Below are 21,498 nucleotides of genomic sequence, written 5' to 3' on the forward strand. Positions count from 1 at the left end.
AGGCTTTATCAAGAGTGGAGATTTTCATTATCGGACGGATGCCAGGGCAACAAAATGCACACCGCGAGGCCGCCGGTTTCCGGTAATGACGCGCTAATCTCTCCCCCATGCGCCTGGCAAATCGCCCGGGCGATGGACAAACCAAGGCCGCTGCCGCCGGAATGCCGCGCGCGGGACTGCTCCTCGCGGCTAAAGCGTTTAAACATTTCCGGTAGGAACTGAGGCGACACGCCCGGCCCGTCATCGGTGAATTCGAGGATGTAATGCCCGCTGGCGTAATGCAGAGCCACCTCAAGGTGGCCGCCTTCGCGTCCGTAACGTAGCGCATTTTCCATGAGGATGGTAACGACCTGTCCCATACGGAACGCATCGCCCCGGAAGGGGCTGGTGTGCGGGTTACGCAGCGTTATCCTGAAATGATGCGCATCCGCCTGGGGCATGATCCAGGCAGCCCGCTCCTGAATCAGCTCATCCAGACAGAACGGCTGGTCCTCCAGCACAAGGTTACCCGCGTCTGCCAAAGAGAGAAGGTGAAGTTCATCGGTGAGGCGGTTGAGGTGCTGGAGCTGTTTCATCACCATGCCCAGCTGCGCCGGGCTGGCATCAAACACGCCGTCTAGCATGCCCTGCAGACGCCCGATGGCGGCCGTCAGGGGCGAGCGCAGCTCGTGCGCCATCGCGACGTGCGAGGCGCGGAGCTCTTTCTCATAGCGGGCAAGTTGTCCCGTCATAGAGTTAAAGTCGGTCGCAAAGCTGACCATTTCTGCCGGTGCATCTTTGATCAGCTCAGCCTGACGGCCAAACTGACCTTCGGCGACATCCTTTGCCGCATCGCGAAGTCGGCTGAACTGCAGTGCCAGCGGGCGGGCGTGTTTGAGCCCCATCACCACAATAAACGGGATCATCACCAGCACCAGCAGGGCCACCGTGACCCAGTCCGCTGAGGCGATGGACGGCGTGGAATAGCTCAGGCCCCACCAGGTGTCCACAATCGAGTGGAAGCGGGCCGGGTTGGCCTGCGGGTTCTGGCTGAGCGTCAGAAACTCCTGCCGGACCGCTGGCGGCATCCTGCCCATGATCCAGTAGTTCTGGACCGCATAGCGCAGCCACATGCAGGTGGCAATGACGATCACGCTGCCGATGGCCAGCGCTAAAATGCGCGCGCAAATCCAGCGCCACAGAGAGGCGTGTCGGTTTTTTATCATGGCTGTCTGAACCTGTAACCCACGCCGCGCACGTTGATCAGCACGCCGGAAATACCCACCGCTTCGAGTTTTTTACGCAGGTTATAAATATGGGTGTCCACCACGCGCTCCAGCGCCTCGCTTTCCGGCAAGCAGTGTTCCAGTAAATACTGGCGGGAGAACGGGTGCGCAGGCGAGCGCAGCAGCGTTGCCAGAAGCGAGAATTCCGTTGGCGTAAGATCGAGCATCACAGGCGTGTCGTCGCCGTTGTCCACGCACGCCACAATGGCGGCGACATCCACCGCCAGCGTTTGCCAGCGAAGGATCTTTTCCTCTGTCTCTTTTTTACTGCTGCGCCGCAGCACCGCCTGCACCCGCGCCACCACTTCGCCCGGATGATAAGGCTTCACAACGTAATCATCAGCACCGTAACGCAGGGCGCCAATGCGATCGGGAGTATCCCCCATGGCCGTGACCATGATCACCGGCACATCGCTTTTACGACGCAGGCCCGCCAGCACCTCGGTGCCGTTAAGTCCCGGCAGCATTACATCCAGCAGGATGAGGTCGGGCTTCCACCGCTGCGCCATATCCAGCCCGGAAAGACCGTCTCCGGTAATGGTCACGTCGTAATTTTCACGCCGTAAATAGGCTTCGAGCACGCCAGCCGCATCGGCGTCATCTTCAATAATCAGCACTCTTCTGGATAACATCCGTTCACCTTGACCATTTCTTAACACTATCCCGACGATTCATTGATTCAGCCAAATCATACTGCGCCAACATTGTGTGGCTGTCCCTGTCTCAGGAGACGCCAGCGTCTGTAAGGAGAGCAGTATGATAGCGATAAAAAAAGTCCTGTATATGTCCGTCCCGCTTCTGATGGTCGTGGCATCCGCCGCGCAGGCGGATGATGACACCGCGTCCGATTCCTTAACCGTCGGGCTGGGAGGGCAATATGCCCCGCGTTACTCAGGCTCAGACAAGCAGGTGTGGCAGGTGGTTCCTGTGCTGCAGGGACGCAAAGGCGCTTTCTTTGTTGATGCACCAAAAGGGGTGGGATATGACCTGCAAAACGACAGCGGTTGGTATTTCGAACACACGCTGGGCTACGACCCCGGAAGGGCTGATAAAAATTCTGGCTGGCGTGAGGGTGCAAACAACCTGAAAGGGATGGGGGACATTAATGCCACCCTGAATACCGGCCTTGCCGTCGGCTGGCAGGCCGCGCCATGGCTGAGCATGGAAGGCAAAGCGACGCTGCCGTTAACCGACAGTCAGGGGGCAAGCTATCAGGCCTCCGTTACGCTGATCCCGGTACAAAATAACCAGGACACGATCGCCTTTCAGTCTGCGGCCCTGTTTGGCGACAGCCGTTATATGAATACCTGGTATGGCGTCAGTGAGCAGCAGAGCCGCCGCACCGGCTATCGCCGCTATTCAGCGCCGGGTGGATTTTATGGCGTCGACACCAGCCTGACCTGGAGCCATCAGTTCGATGCTCACTGGGGAACAGTCCTCAGCGCGGACTATACCTGGCTTGGCGACCATGCCAATGAAAGCCCGATCGTGATGCGGCGCAATGAGGGGTCTGCAACCGCCGCTATCACCTGGACATTTTAAATTCGCGCCGCACGATGTGAGCGAGGGGGAGAGAGGATTACTTCTTCTTATCCATCATCGCCTTTAAATCGGCAAACGGGTTAAACGTGGCGACGCCCACGTCTTTTTGCGCATCTTCCCCGGCCACCACGGTGGTGCCGTACTGATCTGCTTCGGTGTATTTCGAATGCTCGTGATCGTGGCAAAACAGGCACAACAGCTCCCAGTTGCTGCCATCTTCCGGGTTGTTGGTATGGTCGTGATCGATATGGTGAACCGTGAGTTCACGCAGATTGGAATAGACAAACTCGCGCGAACAGCGTCCACACACCCATGGATAGATTTTTAATGCTTTTTCGCGATAGCCGCTTTCCAGCCGCGCGTAGTTTTTGGGGATCAAAGCCATTGCCGGTTTTACCTGTCATAAAAATAGTGAGCCAATATATCTCATCAGGCACTGTAAATGTATATACGCTTCCTCCGTTAGAGTGATAATGTGCCTTCAAGCGTAATGACGCATTTTCCGCCGACGCGAACCACCGCCTTTCCTGAGGAGGCATCGTATCCCGTGAACAGTACGCTTGCTCGTCCCATATCGACCCCCTGACTGACTGTCAGGTCAAGCGTCGTTTTGTCGCGGTGTAATGCCAGTAGCGCCGTAACAGCGGCGGTCGCGCTGCCTGTTGCAGGATCTTCCGTCATTCGGGGCGTAAACATGCGTGCTTGCACATCGCAGGGCGCATCGGAATCTGAATCCAGGGTATAGGCATAGAGTGAAACTGCACCGTCCAGTGGTAACGTCGCACGAAAACCCTGTAAATTGGGCACGCATCGACGGAGCGCCTCGCGAGAGGCCAGCTCGGCTATCAGGAAGGGCAGACCCACCGACGCGACGACGGGCATATGTACCTCGGTACGGATATCTTCTGCGTTCAGGGACAAGCAGGCAGCCACCTTTTCCGGGCTAACTTCAGAGCGGCAGGAGAGTGCCTCTGGTACCAGGAGTTCTGCGCCAGTCACCGTATCGTTGTCACGCAGCAGGCGCACGGGCACCAGGCCAGCGATTTCCTCGAAGTGCAGTGTATCAGGCAGGTGCTGATGATTCATCGCAGTGTGATGAGCGAGCACGTAGGCGGTACCCACATTCGGGTGCCCGGCGAAGGGGATCTCGCGCGAGGGCGTAAAAATTCGGACGCGTGCTGTATTGGATGGGTTGTCTGGCGGCAGCACAAACGTCGTTTCGCTGTAACCAAACTCAACGGCGACCTGCTGCATTTGTGCTTTACTCATGCCCTCCGCATCGAGTACGACGGCAACAGGATTACCCAGAAACGGCGTGTCAGTAAAAACATCCGCCACAACATAGCGTCTTTTCATTTTTTATCCAGTGTGAAAGGTCCCGACCTATAGTAGTAACGTTAATTCAAACGGATAACCAACGGGTTTTTACCTGAGGGACATGAAACTATTTCAATCAATTTATTTGAATCATTCCGTTAAATAAACGGCATTTATTCTTACCGGGTAATGCGTAAAGTGGACAGAACGCAATGCATTATCAGGACACAGAGTTATGAAAAAGATCGGGTTTTTATCGTTTGGTCACTGGACGCCTTCGCCGCAGTCCGGCACGCGCTCAGCGGCTGACACGCTGCTGCAGTCCATCGATTTAGCCGTGGCGGCTGAAGAGCTGGGGGCAGACGGCGCCTATTTCCGCGTGCATCACTTCGCGCGACAGCTTAGCTCGCCGTTCCCTCTGCTGGCCGCCATTGGCGCAAAAACGAAGACCATCGAAATCGGCACCGGCGTGATTGATATGCGCTATGAAAATCCGATGTACATGGCTGAAGATGCGGGCGCGGCGGACCTGATTTCCGGTGGTCGCCTGCAGTTGGGCATCAGCCGTGGCTCCCCGGAGCAGGTTATTGATGGCTGGCGTCATTTCGGCTATGTCCCGCAGGAAGGGGAAAACGAGTCGGATATGGCACGTCGTCATACCGAGGTGCTGCTTGAGGTGCTGCGTGGGGAAGGGTTTGCCAAACCGAACCCGCAGCCCATGTTCCCGAATCCGCCGGGGCTGCTGCGCCTGGAGCCTTATTCAGAAGGGCTGCGCGAGCGTATCTGGTGGGGTGCCGGTTCTAATGCGACGGCCGTGTGGGCCGCAAAACTGGGCATGAACCTGCAAAGCTCAACGCTGAAGGACGATGAAACCGGTGAGCCGTTCCATATTCAGCAGGCAAAACAGATCCGCGCGTACCGTCAGGCCTGGAAAGAGGCTGGGCATACGCGTGAGCCGCGGGTGTCGGTCAGCCGCAGTATTTTTGCGCTGATGGACGACCGTGACCGGATGTATTTCGGGGCCAGCCGCAACGACAGCGATAGCGTGGGTTATCTTGATGAGAAAACGCGCGCCATCTTCGGGCGCAGCTATGCCGCGGAGCCGGACAAGCTGGTTGAACAGCTGAAAAAGGACGAGGCGATTGCCGAGGCGGACACGCTCTTACTGACCGTGCCGAACCAGCTGGGTGTGGATTATAATGCGCACGTGATTGAGTCTATTCTCAAACATGTCGCACCGGCAATGGGCTGGCGCGAGTAGTTCCGCTATCAGCCTTGAGATCGTAATGGAAAATCTGGCCCTCTGGTATCGCCGGTTTGGCGAGCCAGAATCTGTTCTGCAACCTGAAACCGCGCCGCCGGGCGCGCTTGCGCCGGGACAGCTCCGCGTGCGGATGCTGTTTTCTCCGGTCAACGCGTCCGATCTTATCCCCATCACCGGTGCCTATCGTCACAGAACCCCGTTACCGGCGGTCGCGGGGTATGAAGGTGTCGGTGTTGTCACCGAGGCGCCCGCCTCGTTTAAGCATCTGGTGGGGCAGCGCGTCCTGCCGCTGCGCGGTCAGGGCACCTGGCAGCGCTATGTGGATTGCCCGGCAGAGTATGCGATACCCGTTCCGGACACCGTCGACGCACATCTGGCCGCGCGGGCCTATATTAACCCGCTGGCGGCGCAGATGATGCTGACCCGCTACCCGCCGCGTGGAAAGCGAGTCTTGCTCACGGCTGCCGGATCGGATTGCGCCATTCTGCTGGGGCAGTGGGCGCGTCAGGCGGGGGCGGAAGCGGTGTATGGCATTCACCGTTCTGCCGTGCATGCTGAACGGCTGGAGGCGATGGGCATTACGCCTGTCGCACAGCATGACGCAAACAGAATCGGCACCGTCGCCGCCCGTAGCGATATCGTCTACGATGCCACCGGCGGGCCGCTTGCGGAAACGATCCTCAGCGTGATGCCCGAGCAGGGCATGTTTGTCTGCTACGGGCTGCTCTCCGGGCAAACCTTCACACAGCAGCGGCCTGCGCCGCGCGTGGCGTGGTTCCATATTCGAAACGGTCTGGATGCGCTCAGCGTTGAGGCGTGGCGCGCGGAGTTCGATCGCATCTGGCTGAGGTTGCCCGACAGTGAGTACAGCGACGTTACGGTGTACCCGCTGGCGGAGTGGCGAAGGGCGCTCAGCGCTTATCGTGAAGGTGGAAGGACTCGCAAGCCCCTCCTGTCGATGGCGGAATGACGGCTAGTGATGGCTCATATCGCTCAGCAGCACGGCGATACTTTGCCCGCCCGCCGTCTGCTCCAGACCAATCTTGACGATGATGGTGAGCGGAACGGAGAGCAGCATCCCAACGGGCCCGAGCAGCCAGCCCCAGAATATCAGGGACAAAAAGACCACCAGCGTGGACAGCCCCAGGCCCCGGCCCATCATGCGGGGTTCCAGTATGTTACCGAACACCAGATTGATGACCAGGTATCCGGCCAGCAGGATCAGCGCGTCATAAAGCCCGCTGAAAACCAGCACCTGAAGAATAGGGGGGATCGCCGCCAGCACGGAGCCGATGTTGGGAATGTAGTTAAGCGCAAACGCCAGTAACCCCCAGACGAACGCAAAGCGGACGTCCAGCGCCAGAAGCATCACCCAGACGACAACGCCCGTCACCAGGCTAATGGCCGTTTTCAGCACCAGATAGCGGGAGACGCTGTCCAGCGCGCGTTGAATCGCCCCCATTCCTTCGACCGGACGGACCATTATCTGCTGCAGCTTTGCAGGAAGCTGCGGCACCTCCAGCAGCATAAACACCACCGTTAAAAACAGCAGGAAAATGGAGGTCATGGCATTGGAAAGCTGAGCCAGCAGGCTGGTGACGATCGTCATCGCCGCATTGGGGTCGATATATTTCAGCAGTTCTTCAACTGAGACTTCGATACCCGCGCGTTGCAGCCAGGGCTCCAGCTGCAGCAGCGGTATTGCCAGCGAAGAGCGGTATTTCGGCAGCGTTCGCGCCAGTTCATTGAGCGAGGTCCCCAGATAAGCCACCAGCAGTACCATCGCCACAATAATGATGCTGATAAGCAGCGTGATGGCCAGCACGCGCGGGATGCGTAGCCGCGTCATACGCTGAACCAGCGGGTTGAGGATCACCGCAATAAACAGGGCCAGAATAAAGGGCACAATAATGTCGGCGGCAAAGCGCACGCCTGTCAATATGATCACCAGCATGCCCAGCATGATGACAATTTTTAACCCGTTCAGGGTAATGATGGGTTTAGCCATGGTGACTCCGAAATTTTCTTTATATTTATAATAAAGGTGAAAGGCATTGCAATAAACTAACCAAAATAAAACGGAGTGGGTAAAGAATTGCAAAGACTTTGAGTAAAATCCTGGCTTATGGTACAAATTCGGTGTGTTTAACTACCGAGGACAATTTTCATCCGCAAAGACGAGAAGCAACAACGCGGATAATTGTAATTTTATGGACAATATGTTCAGGACGTACTCTTCAAACAATACTGCTGTATACTCCACCTCTTTCTGCCTGCTTTCTGGTGAGCAACACTGGCGCACCGCACTATAGTCATTTCTTCTGCCTGAGCTGGCGCTAAGCGCTTAGCTGACTGATTTCAATTCGTATTTTTGGGTTTGCTGCACGCAGCGGGCCACGAAGGATTATATTCTCAAGCAGGAGAAAAACATGTTTTACTGGATTTTATTAGCCCTGGCTATTATCGCTGAAATTACCGGCACGCTGTCGATGAAGTGGGCTAGCGTCAGCGATGGCAACACCGGTTTTATTTTGATGCTGGTGATGATTTCGCTTTCGTATATTTTCCTCTCGTTTGCGGTGAAAAAAATTGCGCTGGGCGTCGCGTATGCCCTGTGGGAAGGGATCGGTATTTTGTTGATTACGCTGTTCAGCGTGCTGATATTTGACGAAACATTAACAACAATGAAGGTCGCCGGGTTAACGACGCTGGTCGCGGGTATTGTGCTGATTAAATCAGGTACCCGTAAGCCGTCTAAAGTGCAGAAGGAGCAGAACCATGCAACAGTTTGAGTGGGTTCATGCGGCCTGGCTGGGGTTCGCCATCGTGCTGGAAATTCTGGCGAACGTTCTGCTGAAATTCTCCGATGGTTTTCGCCGTAAATTCTACGGCCTGATGTCGATTGCCGCGGTTCTGGGGGCGTTCAGCGCGCTGTCCCAGGCGGTAAAAGGAATCGATCTTTCGGTCGCCTATGCGTTGTGGGGCGGTTTTGGTATCGCCGCGACGCTGGCTGCAGGCTGGGTGCTTTTCGGTCAGCGTTTAAATAACAAGGGCTGGATGGGACTCATCTTGCTGCTTGCAGGTATGATTATGATAAAACTTGCCTGACGTTCATAAAGCCATCCTTTACAGGCAGCGAAATTCGCTGCCTGTATTACGCTTAGAAAAGCAAAACCTTAAAGAGGATGGCTGATGTATCGCACATTAAGCTGGCGCAATATTCCCACCGCGAGAACGTTGTTTGCCATGGTCTTTATGGCGGGCATCGGCTTAATCATCTCCGTCGTCGCACTCCTCTATCTTTCCCTGCATCTTATCAGCACCAAAACCAATGAAATTGATGAACACCGCACGGCGCTTTCCGTGCAGGGGGCCATTCAGACATCGGTTAACCGCGTCTCCTCGCTGGTGCTGGATAACGCAGTCTGGGACGATGCGGTGCGGGAGGCCTACCGTCCCACGCTCGATACCGACTGGCTGTATAACACCTGGGGCGCCGGCTTTAAAATCAACAACCTCTATGATGGCACCTTCGTGCTTGATGAGCATTTCAATGTCATCTGGGGATCGTTTCAAAGTCAGCCTTTTCTGGAGACGAATCTCGATTTTTTCGGTAAGGGGCTAAAAGCCCTGATTGCTCAGCACGCGCGCGCCTTATCAAGCGATAAAAATATTTATGCCGGGATCAGCAAAACGCGAAGCGGCGTCGCCTTTGTGGGCATTGGGCTGATTCGCCCGATGGTTGGAAGATTACAGGTCACCGACGAAACGCGCCGCTATCTGGTGATCACCCGTCATCTGAACGCCAGAATCTTAGCCGACCTGGGGGCGACCTTTCAGATCGATAACCTGCACTTTACGCCGGAAAAAATTAACGAAATGAGTATGCCGCTGCGCAGTTCGGCAGGGGAGCTGCTGGGCTATCTTAACTGGCAGGCACGGCTTCCGGGGGCGCAGGCCGCCCGGGCGGCATCCTCTGATATCACGCAGATTGTTGTGCTGGCATCGGCTCTGATCCTGCTCTTTATTCTGGTGAGCAGCGTGGGGCTGTACAAGCTTGCGCGAGGAGAAAGCCAGGCGCGTCTGGTGGCGAGAACGGACTGGCTAAGCCATCTGCCGAACCGACGAGCGCTCATCGAAGCGCTGGATCGGGTGAGTCTACGCGGGGATATCGACGTCAAAAGCGTGGTGTTTATCGATCTGGATGGTTTTAAAGACGTGAATGACATCTACGGTCACAGCGTGGGAGACGATCTCATCGTGGCGATAGCGAAAACGCTGAGTGAACGCGTGCCGCCAGGGGGAATGCTGGCGCGTATGGGCGGGGATGAGTTTGCCATGACCATCGGCGATGATGAGGCAGAAGCACAGGCCACCGCCTTTGCCGTTTCGGTGCTGGATTTTCTCACCACCCCGATTCAGCTGGGGGAACGCACGATCCATATCGGGGCCAGTATCGGTATCGCCAGCGGAACCCTGATTGAATGCACCAGCTCCGAGCTGTTTCGCCGCGCCGATATTGCCATGTACCATGCCAAAATGAGCGGGAAAGGGCGTATCACCCACTACGACGCCGAGCTGAACAGCGCCCGGGAGCGTAAGCTGGCGATTGAAAATCAGATCCGTAACGGTCTGGAGCGCGATGAGTTTGAGGTCTGGTATCAGCCGATTATTGACGCCCGCAGCCAGAAAATGAGCAGTGTCGAAGCGCTGGTCCGCTGGCCACGTCGCCCGGACGGGCCGCTGGGCCCGGATACCTTCATCGCCATTGCGGAGACCAGCGGTCTGATTTACAAGCTGGGCCAGTTTGTGCTGCAGCGCGCCTGCCAGGATCTCCAGCCGTATGGTGACTTAATGCTTTCCGTTAACATTTCTCCCGCGCAATTCCGCGATCCCGCCTTCGAAGACAAAGTGGCCAGCGTGCTGGAGACCACTCATTTCCCTGCTAACCGACTGCAACTGGAGGTCACGGAGTCCTATGTGCTGGAAAACCCGGAGCGTGCCCGCATGGCGATAGCCAATCTTAAAGCGCTGGGCACCGCGGTGGCGCTGGATGACTTTGGCACTGGCTATTCCAGCATTGGCTATTTGCGGCGTTTTAACTTCGACACGATCAAGATTGATAAATCGCTGGCCGGGCTGGTGGACAACGATGAACAGGCGGCCGCGCTGGTAAGCGGCACGGTGCGGATCGCCAACGCGCTGGGGATGGCGGTGGTCGCCGAAGGGGTCGAGACCGAAAGACAAATGAAACTGCTGCGGCTGGCTGGCTGCGATCAACTGCAGGGTTTTTGGTTCAGCCAGCCGATGCCGATTGAGTCAATCAGGGCATTACATCAGGTCAGACGATGCTGATTTACTGCTGCGCCAGCGCTTCCAGCTTGTCGCGAAAACCGGTCACGGACAAGGCTCGGTTATCTGCGCGCCAGCGATCTTTCGCCGCCGGGGCAGAGCTCTGCACACCGATCAACTGCCAACCGTTATCTGTTTTCAGCATCAGCGGTGAGCCACTGTCACCCGGCAACGTATCGCACTGGTGCGAGAGTACGCTGGTTTGCGCCCAGCCCGTCACAATACAGTCGGAGTGCGTGTAAAGCGTATCCAGATGGTCGACAGGATAGCCGGACTGCGTCACTTTCCGGTCGGCAGCTTTCAGCGCGGCGGTGAGGGCATCTTTGTCGCCGTCAAATAACGGCAGCGGTGTAATGCCGGAAGGGGGATAGCGTAAAACGATGAGGCCAAAGTCCCATGAGGCGGCCGCCGGTGGCACGATCCAGCCGTCACCATCCGGTTTCAGTCGTTTGCCGAGAGACGGATCGACCCGGCCTTCAATGCCGTGAATTTCATAGCGCCAGGTGCCTTTTTGCGACACAAACCGCAAGGCCACCGCTTTATCCGGCTTGCCGTTTGGCGGCGTTAACAGACAGTGGCCTGCTGTCAGGGCAAGCTGTGGGGTAATCAGCGTCGCAGTACATAAGTTACCGCTGGCGGTTTCCAGTTGACCTATAGCATCCCAGGGCGCCTGGGTGGGATCGGCGACGCGCGTGCGATCGTCATGACCGAAAAAAAGCGTCTTTAGCTCTTTCGCGCTAATGGTGTCATCACCGCCATCATCCGCATGTGAGAATCCAGAAAAAAGACCAAACGTTCCCAGTAACAACACAACAGATTTACGCATATCACACTCTGGTGGGGGTAATTATGATTATTAAAAGTGAACCCTATGAAAATACTATAGACGGGACAGCGCTAAAGTGGGAGTAAAATCAGCGTGCTACAATCAGGAAAGATAAAAGTGGCTGGCGATGAGCGCGCATAAAATAAGCAGGATCAGAATCAGCTCAAACCGATAGCGTCGCAGCATACGCCCTCCGGATAAAAAAAACGGCGCGGAACCTGTTCCGGTTCGGCGCCGGTTTACCAACGTGCCCCGAAGGGCACGGTTTAGCTTGTACTCTTACGCAGCTGGCTGTGCAGCTGGTTTAGCAGCTTCGTGTTTTACTGCTTTTTTGTGATGCTTTTTAGCAGCCTGAGCTTTCTGTTCTACAGCCGGTTTAGCGGCTTTTTTGTGGTGGTGCTTTTTAGCAGCCTGCGCTTTCTGCTCTACAGCGGGTTTAGCGGCTTTTTTGTGGTGGTGCTTTTTAGCGGCCTGCGCTTTCTGCTCTACAGCGGGTTTAGCGGCTTTTTTGTGGTGCTTTTTGGCAGCCTGCGCTTTCTGCTCGGTTGGTGCTGCGGTTGCAGGTGCAGCGGCTTCTTTTTTCGCTGCAGCTTTGTGGTGTTTCTTATGATGAACCGCTTTTGCTGGGGCAGCGGTGGTGGTTGCAGCAGGTGCGGCAGCCGGTGCAGCAGTTGCGGTAGTGTCAGCAGCAAATGCAGCAGAAGACAGACCCATAGCAGCGGCAACAACCAGAGCTAATACTTTATTCATTCTCATACCCTCGAATTTGGTTTTTCATTTAACCCCACTGCGGGGCCGTTGAAATAACTATATCCCTGTAAACTCGGGGTTTCCGTGAGTGATTGGTATCGGCGTGTAACCATATGTACATTGCCGGGGGGCTAGCACAGACGGCCCACTCTCCATAGAGGGAGAGGGCTGGGGTGAGGGGGAACATACGGCTCTTTTACCTGAGGTCCCTCATCCCCGGCCAAACAGATTACAAATAGCGGGAGGTCAGATGTTCGCGGAAGTAACGGATGTTCAGATCCTCGCCCGTCGCCTGGGTGATTAACTGCGACGTGCTGAAGCGACTGCCGTGCTTCCAGATGTTCTGACGCAGCCAGTCAAAGAGTGCGGAAAAATCGCCCTCAGCGATGGAGGCCTGCAGACCCGGAAGCGCCGTTTTCGCGGCGTGGAACAGCTGTGCGGCATACATGGCCCCCAGCGTATACGACGGGAAGTAGCCAAAACCGCCGTCGGTCCAGTGGATATCCTGCATACAGCCGTTGCGGTAGTTGTCTTTGGTGGATAACCCGAGCCAGGCCTGCATTTTCTCGTCCCACAGGGCAGGGATATCGTCCACTTCGATCTCGCCGTTGATCAGCGACCGCTCAATCTCATAGCGCAGCACCACGTGCGCCGGGTAGCTCACTTCGTCTGCATCGACGCGGATATAGCCCGGCTTCACGCGCTGGTTCCAGGCGATAAAGTTCTCTTCGCTGAACGCCGCCTGGCTGCCAAAACGGGCGTGCACCGCAGGGAGAAGATGCTTGAGGAAGGCTTCACTGCGTCCCAGTTGCATCTCGAAGAACAGGCTCTGAGATTCGTGGATCGCGGTTGAGCGGGCCAGCGCAATCGGCTGTCTTGCCCATGCGCGCGGCAGGTTTTGTTCGTAGCGCGCGTGTCCGGTTTCGTGGATCACGCCAAACAGCGCGCTGAGCAGCTCATCCTCGTCATAGCGCGTGGTGATGCGCACGTCCTCCGGTACGCCGCCGCAGAACGGGTGCGCGCTTACGTCGAGGCGACCGCCGTTAAAATCGAAGCCGAGCATCTTCATGGCTTCCAGGCCCAGTTCACGCTGTGTTGCCGTCGGGAAAGGCCCCTGAGGAGGAACAAACGATCGCTGAGCCTGTTTTTCCACGACGTTTGCCAGCAGGTCCGGCAGCCAGGACTTCATGTCGCCGAACAGCACGTCCAGACGGGCGCTGGTCATGTCGGGTTCAAAAATATCCAGCAACGCATCGTACGGCGTACAGCCTTTGGCTTCCGCCCGCAGGCGCGCCTCTTCACGGCTGAGTTTGACCACCTCTTTCAGGTTGGCGGAAAAACCCTGCCAGTCGTTGGCGGGACGCTGGGTGCGCCAGGCGTGTTCACACCTGCTGCCCGCCAGGGATTTGGCTTCCACCAGCGTTTCCGGCAGCAGCGAGGCCTGCTGATAGTGGCGCGTCATTTCCCGCAGGTTGGCCTGTTCGACGTCATTCAGATCTTCCCCTGCCGCCGCGGCTAACAGGTCGCCGACTTTTTTATCGGTCAGGAGCTGGTGCTGCAGGACGCTCATTTCCGCCAGCGCCTCGCCGCGCGCGGCGCTGCCGCCGGGCGGCATCATGGTGAACATGTCCCAGCTGGCGATGGAGGAGAGGTGCGAGAAGCGGGAGAGGCGCTGGAAGGTTTTCACAAGTGACTGATAGGCTGATGTTTTTTCCAATTCTTATTTCCTCATGCCGGGGATGTGTTTCAGGGAGCATACAATGAAACAGACCAAATTCCCCAACATTTCCCACGCGGAGGAAATCTGTGCAGATCTCCTCCGTTGAAACCGTCCCCGGCATTCCGGGAGACGGTTTTCGGTGGGCACTCAGGACTTATCGCGCATAACCTGTTGCAGGATCGCCAGCGCCTGGTTGAACTGGGCATCCGGAATGGTCAGCGGATAAAGGAAGCGGATCACGTTGCCGTACTGGCCGCAGATCAATAACAGCAGGCCCTGAGCGAGCGCCTTTTGCTGGATCGCCTGCGCGATGGCGGCTGAAGGTTCACGGCTCTCGGGATCAAAAAACTCCGCCGCGATCATCGATCCTCTTCCCCTTATCGCCACGAGCGCAGGGAAGGTGCCCTGAATCTCCTCCAGCGTGGCTTTCAGCCGATCGCCCAGCTGACGGGCGCGCGCGCACAGCGACTCGTTGTCGATAATCTTCAGCACCGCATGCGCGGCGGCCACCGCAAGCGGGTTGCCGGCATAGGTTCCCCCCAGGCCGCCGGGAGCCGGCGCGTCCATGATGTCGGCGCGACCCACCACGCCGGACAGCGGCATTCCGCCTGCCAGGCTTTTAGCCATCGTCATCAGGTCGGGTTTGTCCGCGTAGTGTTCCATGGCAAACAGTTTACCCGTACGGGCGAAGCCGCTCTGCACTTCGTCGGCAATCATTACGATCCCGTGCTCATCACAGATGCGGCGGATGGCGGCCACTAGCTCTGGCGGGGCGACGTTGAATCCGCCTTCACCCTGAATGGGTTCAAAAATAATCGCCGCCACCTGTTTCGCCTCAATATCTGCTTTGAACAGGCGTTCTATCGCCGTGATGGCATCCTGCGTCGTGATGCCGTGCAGCTCGGAGGGATACGGCACGTGATAAACCGACCCCGGGAAGGGACCAAATCCGAGCTTGTAAGGCGCGACCTTGCCGGTTAACGCCATGGTCATATAGGTTCGGCCGTGAAAACCTCCCCCGAAGGCAATCACACCCGGTCTGCCGGTGTGGGCCCGGGCGATTTTAATGGCATTTTCCACCGCTTCTGCGCCCGTGGTGAAGAACGCCGTTTTGGCCGGGCTCTGCACCGGGGCCAGCTCGTTAAGTTTTTCGGCCAATGAAACGTAGCTTTCATACGGCACAATCTGGTAGGCCGTGTGGGTGAACTGGTGAAGCTGTTTTTCCACTGCGGCCACCAGTTCAGGATGACGATGGCCGGTATTCAGTACCGCGATCCCGGCGGCGAAATCAATATAGTCGTTGCCTTCCACGTCGGTAAGCGTGGCATTCTCCGCCGAGCGGGCAAAGAAATCACACATTACGCCAACGCCGCGCGGGGTGGCAGAAAGTCTGCGCTGATGAAATTCCTGGTTACTCATATCAGATACCCTTTTGTCGAAAACGATCATACGCCAAGACGATCGCGCAGGCTGTAATACGCCGCGCCCATCGCCGTGAATGGAATCCGCAGGCTGCGACCGCCCGGGAAGGGGTAGTGCGGAAGATTAGCAAACGCATCAAAGCGCTCAGCGTCACCGCGCAACAGTTCCGAGATCAGCCGTCCGGCCAGGTGGGTGCAGGTCACGCCGTGGCCGCTGTAGCCCTGCATGTAATAGATGTTTTTATCCAGACGACCAAACTGCGGCATACGCGACAGGGTCAGCAGGAAGTTGCCCGTCCAGCGGTAGTCGATTTTGACGCCTGCCAGCTGAGGGAAGGTTTTGAGCAGCTTTGGCATCACCAGGCGCTCGACATCGTCCGGATCGCGCGCGCCATAGACGACGCCACCACCGTACAGCAGGCGGTTGTCGGCGGTGAGACGGTAGTAATCCAGCAGGTAGTTACAATCTTCCACGCAGTAGTTATTGGGGATCAGCGTGCGGGCGACCTCTTCCGGCAGCGGGGCGGTGGTCACCACCTGGGTGCCGCAGGGCATGCTGCGTTTTGCCAGTTCCGGTTCGATCTTATCGCCCAGATAAGCATTCCCGGCGACGATCACGTAGCGGGCCGTCACCTGGCCATGCTGCGTGCTAACCACGGCCGGGCTGGTGTGCTGAATGGCGGTCACCGGGGACTGTTCATATACCCGCCCGCCGTTCAGGCGAATGGCGTCCGCTTCGCCGATCGCCAGGTTCAGCGGATGAATATGCCCCCCGCTGCGGTCCAGCAGCGCGCCGGTATAGCGTTCGCTGTCGACCTCCCGGCGGATGGCGCTGGCGTCCAGCAACTCCAGCTGCGTGTTGCCGTAGCGTTCCCAGTTGGCTTTTTGCTCCTCCAGCGTCTCCAGCTGCTTATGGTTTAGCGCCACAAACAGCCCGCCGGGACGATAGTCGCACTGGATCTGATAGCGCTTGATACGCTCCCGAATGATTTCCCCGCCTTCAAACATCATGCTCCCGAGCATTCTGGCGGCATCGGGCCCGTAGTTTTTCTCGATCACGTCGATATCGCGGCTGTAGGAGTTAACCAGCTGGCCGCCGTTGCGTCCGCTGGCGCCGAAGCCTATGCGCGCCCCTTCAAGGAGCACCACGTCATAGCCCATTTCGGCGAGATGCAGCGCGGAGGAGAGGCCGGTATAGCCGCCGCCCACCACGCACACGTCACAGCTGATCGACTCGTTAAGCGTCGGGAAAGGTTCGTAAGCGTTCGCGCTGGCCGCGTAGTAGCTGGTGGTATGTTCGGTCATGATTGAGACTCCAGAGCAATCCAGATGGTTTTCAGTTCGGTAAATTTTTCCAGCGCGTGCAGGGACTTATCGCGACCGTTGCCGCTCTGCTTATAGCCGCCAAAGGGAACGGTCATATCACCGTCGTTATAGTTATTGACGAAGACCGAGCCTGCCTTCAGGCGGCGGCTCATGCGGTGCGCCCGGGAGAGATCGCGGGTCCATACCGCCGCGCCAAGCCCGTATTCACTGTCGTTGGCCAGCGTTAAGGCGTCCTCTTCGGTTTTAAATCGGGTGACGACCAGCACCGGGCCGAAAATCTCTTCCCGGCACAGCGGGGAGTCGGGCTCGAGGTCGACAAAAATGGTTGGACCGACTGCGGAAGGCCATGATTGTTCCCGCCCGTCCAGCAGCAGCGAGCCTTTCCGGGTTCCTTCGCGAATAAACGTGTGGACGGTATCGGCGTGCGCAGCGTCGATGAGCATGCCCATCGTGCTGTCGGGGTCGAGCGGATCGCCCGGCTGCCAGTGACGGGCCTGCGCTTTCAGCTTTGTCAGGAATTCATCGGCGATGCTCTCTTCGAGCAGCAGGCGGGTACCGGCGATACAGACTTGCCCCTGGTTGTAAAAAATCCCGGCGGCGGTCGCGCTCACGGCCTTGTCCAGGTCCGGACAGTCGGCAAAGATAATGTTGGCGCTCTTGCCGCCTGCCTCCAGCCAGACGCGCTTCATGTTGCTTTCTCCCGCGTCCTTCAACAGCTGCTTGCCGGTACGGGTAGAGCCGGTAAACGTCAGCACCTCGACCTCCGGATGACGTGCCAGCGCCTGGCCTGCTTCGTGGCCGTAGCCGCTTATCACATTCAGCACGCCGTCCGGCAGGCCCGCTTCTTTCGCCAGCCCGGCCAGCCGCAGGGCGGTGAGCGGTGATTTCTCCGACGGTTTCAATACCACGCTATTGCCCGCGATCAGCGCCGGGCCCAGCTTCCAGCAGGCCAGCAGCAGCGGGAAGTTCCAGGGGACGATGGCCGCAACAACCCCGATGGGCTCGCGCACGATCATCGCCAGCTCGCCCGGACCCGTAGGCGCCACTTCGCCGTAGACTTTATCCGCCGCTTCGGCGTACCAGCGAATGGCGCGCGCCGCGCCGGGAATATCATCGCGCAGGCTGTGGCGGATGGGTTTTCCGGTGTCCAGCGTTTCCAGTAAGGCCAGCTCTTCGCTATGGCGTTCCATCAAATCGGCGAGCGTATTTAACACGGCCTTGCGCCGCGCCGGAGACGCCTGCGACCAGTCACCGCGCTCAAATACCTCACGCGCGGCCTGAACCGCGCGGTCCACGTCCGCCTGTTTGCCCCGGGCGACGTTCGCCAGCGTCTGCTGGGTCGCGGGATTGACGGTTTCAAAAGTGGTGTTATCGGCGGCGTCACAATAGGCGCCGTTAATAAATAACCGGGTCTCAATGGCGCTGTTTTTTGCTTTATCCTGCCAGTAAGTCAGGTGCTGAAAATGCATATTCACTCCTTTCTTTCGCAATCAGATAAATAAGGTCATGGCCGTTTCAGGCAATACGAAGCCGTGGGGCATCCCGGGAATTAACCCGTTAAATGCCGACAGCGATCGTTTTTATATTTCCCGGCGTAAGCGCGCTTACGCCGGGACTGAGTGGTAATTAGAACGTGGTAGGGGTGTGGGCACTGATAATGCGGCAGATGCCTGCCGAGGTGTTGCTGAAGCTGTGCGGTATGCCGGTATTGATGGCATAGCTCTGCCCCGCAACCAGGTGATATTGCTGGCCATTAATGGTCAACAATATTTCACCTTCCAGTATCGTACCGATCTCCTCACCCTGGTGTTTGATCCTCTCTCCGGTCGTGGTTCCAGGCTGGTAAGTTTCAAAAATCATCGCCAGCGTACGGTTCGGATTTCCGTTATGAACCAGCTTCATCGAAACCCCCTGACTGCCTATTTCGATAAGGTCTTCCTGATTAATAACCACCTGCGGTTCATCAGGTTTTTCCGGTTCCGAAAAGAATTCCGAGAGCGACAGCCCATAAACTTTCAGCAGCTTCTGTAGCGTACTGATGGCAGGACTGACTTTATCCTGCTCAATGGTGCTGATGGCACTGTGTGTTAACCCAGACAGTTCGGCGGCACGCCGCTGCGAGAGACCCAGCTGTTGGCGGATCTCAGACAGACGTTTCCCTGGCGCCAGTCCGTCATCGCTCATAGTTGCATTTCCTTTACGGTAGTGGTCAAAGCCGCTGCTTCTCAGCAATGTGGCTTTGACAGGCGGTGATAAAACCTTCAAACAACATACGTGACAGGGCGTACTCGCTGCTGTTCCATTCGGGGTGCCATTGCACACCGAGGGCAAAAGGGTGGTCATGAACGCTGACCGCTTCGACCAGCCCGTCCGTCGAGCGGGCCTCCACGCGAAGCCGTGGTCCTAACGTCCGTGCACCTTGCCCGTGTAACGAGTTTACCCAAAATGTGTTACAGCCTGGTATTAATTGAGACAGCAGTCCTCCCTCCTGAACCTGAACTTCATGAGACGGGGCGTATTGTAGCTCAACCGGCAGTTCAGGATCTTCCCGGTGCTCAAGCAGGTCGTTCTGCTCGAACAGGCGGCGATACAGCGTCCCTCCCGTTGCAACAACCAGTTCCTGCAGCCCCCGGCAGATGGCGAAAATGGGGATGCGCCTTTCGAGCGCGGCGGCAATCAGCGCCATACTCAGAAGATCTCGCCCGGGATCGGCGTTAGGCTCATCGCCGTTTTCACCATAAAGGTGCGGCTGCACATTACTTGGGCTGCCCGGCAGGTAAATCCCGTCCAGGGTCGGGAGCAGAGCGGTAAGGAGCTCTGGCTCTGCCAGCGCATGCGGTAAGGCAATCGGTAAGCCTCCCGCGTTAATAATGGCATTCAGGTACTTTTCTTGCAGGGTCTGGGTCTCATGACCCTTAAGCCTGTTTCTACACATCACCACGCCAATAACTGGCTTGTTCATTATATTTTCCATGATCGCCCTCACAAAGTGGACTAAATTTAGGCCATTATCGCCTGCAAAACGGCCTTTTCGTTCAATATTTTCTCAATCTAGCAACGGGATCTGCCTTTTGCAAACTTAATTTAACATTTGACAAACAATTTATTTGCATACAGATTCGATAGGGTGGACATTATATTTGACAGTCCAGAGCAGCGAACGCAAATCCAAAAACGGTGGTAAATCATGGAAACCAATATCGTAGAAGTTGAGAACTTTGTGCAGCACACGGATGAGAGGCGGGGCAGCGCCTTTACGCAGGAAGTGAAGCGCTATTTAGAAAAGTATCCTGACACCCAGTTTATTGATGTCCTCCTGACCGACCTGAACGGCTGTTTTCGCGGCAAACGCATCCCGGTTGCCGGACTGAGCAAGCTTGAAAAAGGCTGCTATTTCCCGGCATCGGTTTTCGCCATGGACATTTTAGGTAACGTCGTGGAAGAGGCGGGCCTGGGGCAGGAGCTCGGCGAGCCGGACTGCATCTGCGTGCCGGTACCGGGCACCCTGACACCGTCCGCCGCCGACCCGGAATACATTGGTCAGGTGCAACTCACCATGGTCGATGAAGATGGCGCTCCCTTTGACGTTGAGCCGCGGAACGTACTCAACCGACTCTGGCAGCAGCTGCGCCAGCGCGGTCTGTTCCCCGTGGTAGCGGTAGAGCTGGAGTTCTATTTACTTGACCGTAAACGCGATGCCGACGGCTACCTGCAGCCACCCTGCGCGCCGGGCACCGACGTGCGCAACACGCAGAGTCAGGTCTACTCGGTTGATAATCTGAACCACTTTGCTGACGTGCTGAACGACATTGACGAACTGGCGCAGCTGCAGCTGATCCCCGCTGACGGGGCAGTGGCTGAGGCTTCCCCGGGCCAGTTTGAGATAAACCTGCACCATACGGAAAACGTGCTTGATGCCTGCGACGATGCGCTGGCGCTAAAACGTCTCGTCAGGCAGATGGCGGAAAAACATAAGATGCACGCCACGTTTATGGCAAAGCCGTATGAAGAGCATGCGGGCAGCGGGATGCATATCCACATCAGCATGCAAAACAACCGAGGCCAAAACGTGCTCGCAGACGCCAACGGCGAGGATTCCGCGCTGCTGAAACGCGCGCTGGCCGGGATGATCGATCTGATGCCTGCATCCATGGCGCTGCTGGCACCGAACGTCAACTCCTACCGTCGCTTCCAGCCGGGAATGTACGTGCCGACGCAGGCCTCATGGGGACATAATAATCGCACCGTTGCCCTGCGTATCCCCTGCGGCGATCGCCATAACCATCGGGTCGAGTACCGGGTGGCGGGCGCTGACGCGAATCCGTATCTGGTGATGGCGGCGATTTTTGCCGGTATTTTACATGGGCTGGATAACGATTTACCCCTGCAGGAAGAAGTGGAAGGCAATGGTCTGGAGCAGGACGGACTGCCGTTCCCGATTCGTCAGAGCGATGCGCTGTGGGAATTTATGCAAAACGATAGCCTTCGCGAGCGGCTGGGCGAACGTTTCTGCCACGTCTATCACGCCTGCAAAAACGATGAATTACTGCAGTTTGAACGCCTGATTACCGAAACTGAAATTGAGTGGATGCTCAAAAACGCCTGATGACGTGCCCCGGTAAGGGGCCGCTTTGTTTCATCTCATACGTATCACCAAACGGCCTGCGCGGAGCCTGGCCTAACTGTTTGCTGGCACGCCAGCTATCTCCCGGGAG

General features: G+C 57.1%; 21 protein-coding genes. 8 read left to right on the forward strand and 13 right to left on the reverse strand.

Going from position 1 to position 21,498, the window contains the following annotated elements:
• Nucleotides 1-8 precede the first annotated feature (8 nt).
• Both ACMGGU_RS08020 and ACMGGU_RS08025 read right to left on the reverse strand, forming a co-directional pair.
• Nucleotides 9-1,205, reverse strand: a complete 1,197-nt coding sequence (locus tag ACMGGU_RS08020) for a sensor histidine kinase (protein ID WP_045910367.1) — start codon at nucleotides 1,203-1,205, stop codon at nucleotides 9-11.
• A complete protein-coding gene (locus tag ACMGGU_RS08025; RefSeq protein ID WP_045910368.1) occupies nucleotides 1,202-1,897 on the reverse strand; it encodes a response regulator in 696 nt (231 codons plus the stop codon). The genes ACMGGU_RS08020 and ACMGGU_RS08025 overlap by 4 nt, the downstream gene beginning before the upstream one ends.
• Nucleotides 1,898-2,021: 124 nt before the next feature.
• Between ACMGGU_RS08025 and ACMGGU_RS08030 the strand changes: the two genes are divergently transcribed.
• A complete protein-coding gene (locus ACMGGU_RS08030) occupies nucleotides 2,022-2,807 on the forward strand; it encodes a MipA/OmpV family protein (protein WP_395299160.1) in 786 nt (261 codons plus the stop codon).
• A gap of 37 nt (nucleotides 2,808-2,844) precedes the next feature.
• Here ACMGGU_RS08030 and yajD read toward each other — a convergent pair whose 3' ends face one another.
• Complete coding sequence (gene yajD, locus ACMGGU_RS08035; RefSeq protein ID WP_003857471.1) at nucleotides 2,845-3,192, reverse strand: HNH nuclease YajD; 348 nt, start codon at nucleotides 3,190-3,192, stop codon at nucleotides 2,845-2,847.
• Between the two features lie 77 nt (nucleotides 3,193-3,269).
• Entirely contained in the window at nucleotides 3,270-4,163 is an 894-nt protein-coding gene (locus ACMGGU_RS08040; protein ID WP_395299161.1) for a PhzF family phenazine biosynthesis protein, read from the reverse strand.
• A 196-nt stretch (nucleotides 4,164-4,359) separates the two neighbouring features.
• Between ACMGGU_RS08040 and ACMGGU_RS08045 the strand changes: the two genes are divergently transcribed.
• Nucleotides 4,360-5,385: an LLM class flavin-dependent oxidoreductase gene (locus ACMGGU_RS08045; protein ID WP_032651088.1), complete on the forward strand. Its 1,026-nt coding sequence runs from the start codon at nucleotides 4,360-4,362 to the stop codon at nucleotides 5,383-5,385.
• A 25-nt stretch (nucleotides 5,386-5,410) separates the two neighbouring features.
• Nucleotides 5,411-6,358 carry a zinc-dependent alcohol dehydrogenase family protein gene (locus ACMGGU_RS08050; protein ID WP_048222872.1) on the forward strand — a complete coding sequence of 316 codons (948 nt, stop codon included), beginning with the start codon at nucleotides 5,411-5,413 and terminating at the stop codon, nucleotides 6,356-6,358.
• Nucleotides 6,359-6,361: 3 nt separating this feature from the next.
• On the opposite strand, the gene ACMGGU_RS08055 is transcribed toward ACMGGU_RS08050, so the two are convergent.
• Nucleotides 6,362-7,396 carry an AI-2E family transporter gene (locus ACMGGU_RS08055; RefSeq protein WP_032651092.1) on the reverse strand — a complete coding sequence of 345 codons (1,035 nt, stop codon included), beginning with the start codon at nucleotides 7,394-7,396 and terminating at the stop codon, nucleotides 6,362-6,364.
• Between the two features lie 133 nt (nucleotides 7,397-7,529).
• Here ACMGGU_RS08055 and ACMGGU_RS08060 point away from each other — a divergent pair, with 133 nt between their 5' ends.
• The 4 genes from ACMGGU_RS08060 (at nucleotide 7,530) to ACMGGU_RS08075 (ending at nucleotide 10,743) form a co-directional block, all read left to right on the forward strand.
• Nucleotides 7,530-7,700 carry a hypothetical protein gene (locus tag ACMGGU_RS08060; protein ID WP_085930315.1) on the forward strand — a complete coding sequence of 57 codons (171 nt, stop codon included), beginning with the start codon at nucleotides 7,530-7,532 and terminating at the stop codon, nucleotides 7,698-7,700.
• Nucleotides 7,701-7,817: 117 nt separating this feature from the next.
• Entirely contained in the window at nucleotides 7,818-8,180 is a 363-nt protein-coding gene (gene mdtJ / locus ACMGGU_RS08065) for a multidrug/spermidine efflux SMR transporter subunit MdtJ (protein WP_008502463.1), read from the forward strand.
• A complete protein-coding gene (gene mdtI, locus ACMGGU_RS08070) occupies nucleotides 8,167-8,496 on the forward strand; it encodes a multidrug/spermidine efflux SMR transporter subunit MdtI (RefSeq protein WP_045910373.1) in 330 nt (109 codons plus the stop codon). The genes mdtJ and mdtI overlap by 14 nt, the downstream gene beginning before the upstream one ends.
• Before the next feature lie 84 nt (nucleotides 8,497-8,580).
• On the forward strand, nucleotides 8,581-10,743 hold the full coding sequence (locus tag ACMGGU_RS08075) for a bifunctional diguanylate cyclase/phosphodiesterase (RefSeq protein WP_420300386.1): 2,163 nt from the start codon (nucleotides 8,581-8,583) through the stop codon (nucleotides 10,741-10,743).
• Nucleotide 10,744: 1 nt separating this feature from the next.
• On the opposite strand, the gene ACMGGU_RS08080 is transcribed toward ACMGGU_RS08075, so the two are convergent.
• The 8 genes from ACMGGU_RS08080 to puuD all read right to left on the reverse strand — a co-directional run bounded on the left by ACMGGU_RS08080 (nucleotide 10,745) and on the right by puuD (nucleotide 19,757).
• Nucleotides 10,745-11,566, reverse strand: coding sequence for a trypsin-like serine peptidase (locus tag ACMGGU_RS08080; RefSeq protein WP_045910375.1), 822 nt, complete (start codon nucleotides 11,564-11,566; stop codon nucleotides 10,745-10,747).
• Nucleotides 11,567-11,845: 279 nt separating this feature from the next.
• On the reverse strand, nucleotides 11,846-12,316 hold the full coding sequence (gene asr / locus ACMGGU_RS08085) for an acid resistance repetitive basic protein Asr (RefSeq protein ID WP_045910376.1): 471 nt from the start codon (nucleotides 12,314-12,316) through the stop codon (nucleotides 11,846-11,848).
• A gap of 229 nt (nucleotides 12,317-12,545) precedes the next feature.
• Entirely contained in the window at nucleotides 12,546-14,033 is a 1,488-nt protein-coding gene (locus ACMGGU_RS08090) for a carboxypeptidase M32 (protein WP_420300387.1), read from the reverse strand.
• A 150-nt stretch (nucleotides 14,034-14,183) separates the two neighbouring features.
• A complete protein-coding gene (puuE, locus tag ACMGGU_RS08095; RefSeq protein ID WP_223540383.1) occupies nucleotides 14,184-15,455 on the reverse strand; it encodes a 4-aminobutyrate transaminase in 1,272 nt (423 codons plus the stop codon).
• Nucleotides 15,456-15,481: 26 nt separating this feature from the next.
• Entirely contained in the window at nucleotides 15,482-16,762 is a 1,281-nt protein-coding gene (locus tag ACMGGU_RS08100) for an NAD(P)/FAD-dependent oxidoreductase (protein ID WP_420300388.1), read from the reverse strand.
• On the reverse strand, nucleotides 16,759-18,252 hold the full coding sequence (puuC, locus tag ACMGGU_RS08105; RefSeq protein WP_420300389.1) for an aldehyde dehydrogenase PuuC: 1,494 nt from the start codon (nucleotides 18,250-18,252) through the stop codon (nucleotides 16,759-16,761). The genes ACMGGU_RS08100 and puuC overlap by 4 nt, the downstream gene beginning before the upstream one ends.
• 157 nt (nucleotides 18,253-18,409) lie before the next feature.
• Entirely contained in the window at nucleotides 18,410-18,967 is a 558-nt protein-coding gene (gene puuR, locus ACMGGU_RS08110) for an HTH-type transcriptional regulator PuuR (protein ID WP_008502454.1), read from the reverse strand.
• Nucleotides 18,968-18,992: 25 nt separating this feature from the next.
• Nucleotides 18,993-19,757, reverse strand: a complete 765-nt coding sequence (gene puuD / locus ACMGGU_RS08115) for a gamma-glutamyl-gamma-aminobutyrate hydrolase (RefSeq protein WP_045910614.1) — start codon at nucleotides 19,755-19,757, stop codon at nucleotides 18,993-18,995.
• Nucleotides 19,758-19,970: 213 nt separating this feature from the next.
• On the opposite strand from puuD, the gene ACMGGU_RS08120 reads away from it, so the two are divergent.
• A complete protein-coding gene (locus tag ACMGGU_RS08120) occupies nucleotides 19,971-21,389 on the forward strand; it encodes a glutamine synthetase family protein (protein WP_395299165.1) in 1,419 nt (472 codons plus the stop codon).
• Nucleotides 21,390-21,498: the final 109 nt, after the last annotated feature.

The organism is Enterobacter sp. BNK-8 (assembly GCF_048685095.1).
GTDB lineage: Bacteria > Pseudomonadota > Gammaproteobacteria > Enterobacterales > Enterobacteriaceae > Enterobacter > Enterobacter quasiroggenkampii.

Excerpts from the sequence above, each read along its gene's own strand:
- mdtJ (WP_008502463.1), top strand. The coding sequence starts at position 7,818 with ATGTTTTACTGGATTTTATTAGCCCTGGCTATTATCGCTGAAATTACC.
- puuC (WP_420300389.1), bottom strand. The coding sequence starts at position 18,252 with ATGCATTTTCAGCACCTGACTTACTGGCAGGATAAAGCAAAAAACAGC.
- ACMGGU_RS08020 (WP_045910367.1), bottom strand. The coding sequence starts at position 1,205 with ATGATAAAAAACCGACACGCCTCTCTGTGGCGCTGGATTTGCGCGCGC.
- puuR (WP_008502454.1), bottom strand. The coding sequence starts at position 18,967 with ATGAGCGATGACGGACTGGCGCCAGGGAAACGTCTGTCTGAGATCCGC.
- yajD (WP_003857471.1), bottom strand. The coding sequence starts at position 3,192 with ATGGCTTTGATCCCCAAAAACTACGCGCGGCTGGAAAGCGGCTATCGC.
- ACMGGU_RS08120 (WP_395299165.1), top strand. The coding sequence starts at position 19,971 with ATGGAAACCAATATCGTAGAAGTTGAGAACTTTGTGCAGCACACGGAT.
- puuE (WP_223540383.1), bottom strand. The coding sequence starts at position 15,455 with ATGAGTAACCAGGAATTTCATCAGCGCAGACTTTCTGCCACCCCGCGC.
- mdtI (WP_045910373.1), top strand. The coding sequence starts at position 8,167 with ATGCAACAGTTTGAGTGGGTTCATGCGGCCTGGCTGGGGTTCGCCATC.
- ACMGGU_RS08050 (WP_048222872.1), top strand. The coding sequence starts at position 5,411 with ATGGAAAATCTGGCCCTCTGGTATCGCCGGTTTGGCGAGCCAGAATCT.
- asr (WP_045910376.1), bottom strand. The coding sequence starts at position 12,316 with ATGAATAAAGTATTAGCTCTGGTTGTTGCCGCTGCTATGGGTCTGTCT.
- ACMGGU_RS08030 (WP_395299160.1), top strand. The coding sequence starts at position 2,022 with ATGATAGCGATAAAAAAAGTCCTGTATATGTCCGTCCCGCTTCTGATG.
- ACMGGU_RS08100 (WP_420300388.1), bottom strand. The coding sequence starts at position 16,762 with ATGACCGAACATACCACCAGCTACTACGCGGCCAGCGCGAACGCTTAC.
- ACMGGU_RS08055 (WP_032651092.1), bottom strand. The coding sequence starts at position 7,396 with ATGGCTAAACCCATCATTACCCTGAACGGGTTAAAAATTGTCATCATG.
- ACMGGU_RS08025 (WP_045910368.1), bottom strand. The coding sequence starts at position 1,897 with ATGTTATCCAGAAGAGTGCTGATTATTGAAGATGACGCCGATGCGGCT.
- ACMGGU_RS08040 (WP_395299161.1), bottom strand. The coding sequence starts at position 4,163 with ATGAAAAGACGCTATGTTGTGGCGGATGTTTTTACTGACACGCCGTTT.
- ACMGGU_RS08075 (WP_420300386.1), top strand. The coding sequence starts at position 8,581 with ATGTATCGCACATTAAGCTGGCGCAATATTCCCACCGCGAGAACGTTG.
- puuD (WP_045910614.1), bottom strand. The coding sequence starts at position 19,757 with ATGGAAAATATAATGAACAAGCCAGTTATTGGCGTGGTGATGTGTAGA.
- ACMGGU_RS08045 (WP_032651088.1), top strand. The coding sequence starts at position 4,360 with ATGAAAAAGATCGGGTTTTTATCGTTTGGTCACTGGACGCCTTCGCCG.
- ACMGGU_RS08080 (WP_045910375.1), bottom strand. The coding sequence starts at position 11,566 with ATGCGTAAATCTGTTGTGTTGTTACTGGGAACGTTTGGTCTTTTTTCT.